The organism is Azospirillum sp. (assembly GCF_035627195.1).
Lineage (GTDB): Bacteria > Pseudomonadota > Alphaproteobacteria > Azospirillales > Azospirillaceae > Azospirillum.
In genome coordinates, this window is record NZ_DASPMG010000229.1 from 1 (window position 1) to 2,917 (window position 2,917).

Consider the following 2,917-nt stretch of genomic DNA (forward strand, 5'->3'; position numbering starts at 1 on the left):
CCATTCGACGAACCCGATTGGACGCCTCAACGGCGAGATCAAGCGCCGCACCGAGGTCGTGGGTATCTTCCCGAACGAGGAGGCGATTACCCGCCTCATCGGGGCGATCCTCTTGGAACAAAACGACGAATGGGCCGTCCAGCGGGCGTGCTACATGACGCTGGAAACCATCGCTCCGCTCGGCGATGATCCCCTCGTCAGCCTGCCCGCCGTGGCCGCCTGACCATCCCGGCCAGACCAACCGGAGACCACAAGAGCGCCCCAGCTCTTACACCACGTCTCGGGACACGATCCCGGCGAGCGCGGGGTGCTGGAGTATCTGCTCGACCCGCTGCTGCGCTACCGGCAGGAGAGCCTGCGGGAGCGATGACTGGTGGTGACCGTCAGGGCCATAATCCGACCGGGGCGAGCAAGGACGCGGCAAATTATCGATCAACAGGAGAATAGGTCCGGGGTATAATGTAACCATAACGTGCGGATTCAGGCACGGCGCCGTGCCGTTCCGGGAGAGACAACCATGACCACCACCCCGCGCCGCCGGGTCGCCTACGCCGAGGGCGATCCGATCTATCAGGTCCGCACCAGCCCGATCCCCAACTGGCTGTACCCGGGCCTGCCCACCCCGTCGCGGGTGGTCGAGGGACTGGCCTACGAGACGGTCAGCACCCCGGCCCGCTGGACCCGGGCCGCCCCGCCCGGCACGCCGGTCGCCGTCACCGTCAGTTTCCCCGAGACGGCGTTCAGCGGCTTCTGGCAGCGCCAGACCGGCTTCCGGCCGCTGAGCGAGGCGGAGAAGACGGCGGCGCGCCAGGCGCTGGCCGCCTGGGCGGCGGTGTGCGGCCTCTCCTTCGTCGAGGTGCCGCCGGACGTGGGCGGCGACATCCGCTTCGCCGCCTACGCCTTCCACGGCTTCGTCGCAGGGGCAAGGGCTTATTCCTCCCCCCCTCTCGGCTTTCACGGCCATGCCGACGAGGACGACGCCGACATTTTCCTGAACACCGAAGCGATCGCCCCGGACGACAGCTTCGAGCCGGGCAACTACTGGTTCGAAACCCTGCTGCACGAGATCGGCCACGCCCTGGGGCTGGAGCATCCCAACGAAGGCCGGCAGAAGCTGACGGCGGAGCAGGACACCAGCGCCTTCACCGTGCAGTCCTACAACGGGACCGGCAGCACCCCGGTCCAGGCCCCCGGCCCCGGCGACATCGAGGCGGTACAGTACCTCTACGGCGCCGACGACGGCGGCGTCACCGCCCGCTGGGACGCCGCCGCCCGCGCCGTCGTCGTCACCGGCGACGAGGCCGGCAACGCCCTGTACGACACGGCGCGCGCCGACCGCCTCGACGGCGGCGCCGGCCACGACACGCTGTACGCCCTGGCCGGCGCCGACACCCTGGTCGGCGGCCCCGGTGACGACACCCTGATCGGCGGCCCCGACGCCACGCTGGCGCTGTTCTCCGCCGCGCAAAGCCAGTACCGCTTCACCGCCGAGCCGGATGGGACGGTGCGGGTCGACGGGCCGGACGGGTCCGACCTGCTGCGGCACGTGCGCCGGGTGCGCTTTGCCGACGGGCCGGCGGTGGCGGTCAGCGCCCTGCCGGTGCGGCGCTGGCCGGAAGTGGTGCGGCCGGTGCCGGAACTGACGGCGGCGGCGGGGCGCCGCTTCCGCTACCAGCTGGCGGACGACACCTTCCTCAGCCCCGAGGGCGGGCGGCTGACGTGGCGGCTGCGCCAGGAGGACGGGACGGCGTTGCCCGGCTGGCTGCGCTTCAGCGCGGCGACGCGGACGCTGTCGGGGACGGTGCCGGCGGGGGCGGCGGACCTGACGCTGCGGGTGACGGCGCGCGACGCCGCGGGGCGGGAGGCCGGCGACGGCTTCCACCTGTTCATCACCGCGGCGGGCGGCGGCAGCGTGCGGGCGGCGGCGTCCCCGGTGCCGGCGGCGCGGACGGTGGTGCGGGGCAACGCCGGCAACAACCGGTTGCGCGGCAAGGCGCGGGCCGAGGAGTTCCTGTGCGGCGCCGGCGACGACGACGTCAGTGCCGGTGATGGCGATGATATCGCCTGGGGTGGCGACGGCGACGACGAGGTCGACGGCGACGGTGGTGAGGATGTGATCTGGGCCGGCGAGGGCGACGACTACACCATCGATGGCGACGGCAACGATCAAACGTTTGGTGGCACCGGCAACGACACGCTGCACGGCGCCGGCGGCGACGACCTCGTGGTCGGCGGCACCGGCGCCGATGAACTGTGGTCGGAAATCGATAGGGATGCCCCGGCGGAGCGCAACACGCTGTACGGCGGGACGGGCGACGACACCTTCTACGCTAACGGCACCGGCGGCTACCTCGACGGCGGCGACGGCGACGACGTGCTGTATGTCGGCCATCCGCTCGCCTACGTTTCCGCGACGGACACCTGGGCGCCGTCCGCGCCGAGGCGGGCCGACCACGCCACGGTGGTCGGCGGGGCCGGCGCCGACACGGCGGTGCTGCCGCAGGGCCGCGCCGCCTATACCTTTACCGCCGGCCGCCACGGCGCGCTGGCGATCGTCGAAACCGCCGCGCCGGCGCACCGGCTGACGCTGCGCGAGGTGGAGCTGCTGTGGTTCCAGGCCGGCGACCGGGTCGCCATTCCGGTGGCCGAGGTGCTGGCGGCGCGGCCGCTGGCGGGGGCGGCCACGCCGTCCGCCCCCCGCGCCGCCCCGGCCAAGCCCGGCCTCGGCCTGCTGGCGGCGCTGTCGTAGCGCGGCGCCTTCTGCGCTTGGCGTCTTAGAGTCCGTCCGGAAAGTTTAGGCGGATTTACATAGGCGTCGCAGCATAAGTCGGATCGAGGCGAGCCTCAGGAAGGTCAGCGCCCGCCGGTTGAGGTTCTCCCAGTCCTTGACGAGGCGACGGCAGCGGTTGAGCCACGC

The 2,917-nt window shown here is 72.2% G+C and carries 2 protein-coding genes and 1 pseudogene; 2 read left to right on the forward strand and 1 reads right to left on the reverse strand.

What is annotated here, in order from left to right; all coding sequences use genetic code 11:
* Positions 1-223, forward strand: a 223-nt coding sequence (locus VED21_RS20930) for a transposase (RefSeq protein WP_324885637.1), incomplete at its 5' end; no start/stop codon positions are given.
* A 294-nt stretch (positions 224-517) separates the two neighbouring features.
* Positions 518-2,749 carry a putative Ig domain-containing protein gene (locus VED21_RS20935; protein ID WP_324885639.1) on the forward strand — a complete coding sequence of 744 codons (2,232 nt, stop codon included), beginning with the start codon at positions 518-520 and terminating at the stop codon, positions 2,747-2,749.
* A gap of 45 nt (positions 2,750-2,794) precedes the next feature.
* Here VED21_RS20935 and VED21_RS20940 read toward each other — a convergent pair.
* Positions 2,795-2,917: pseudogene (locus VED21_RS20940) on the reverse strand (IS5/IS1182 family transposase); the annotation flags it as partial.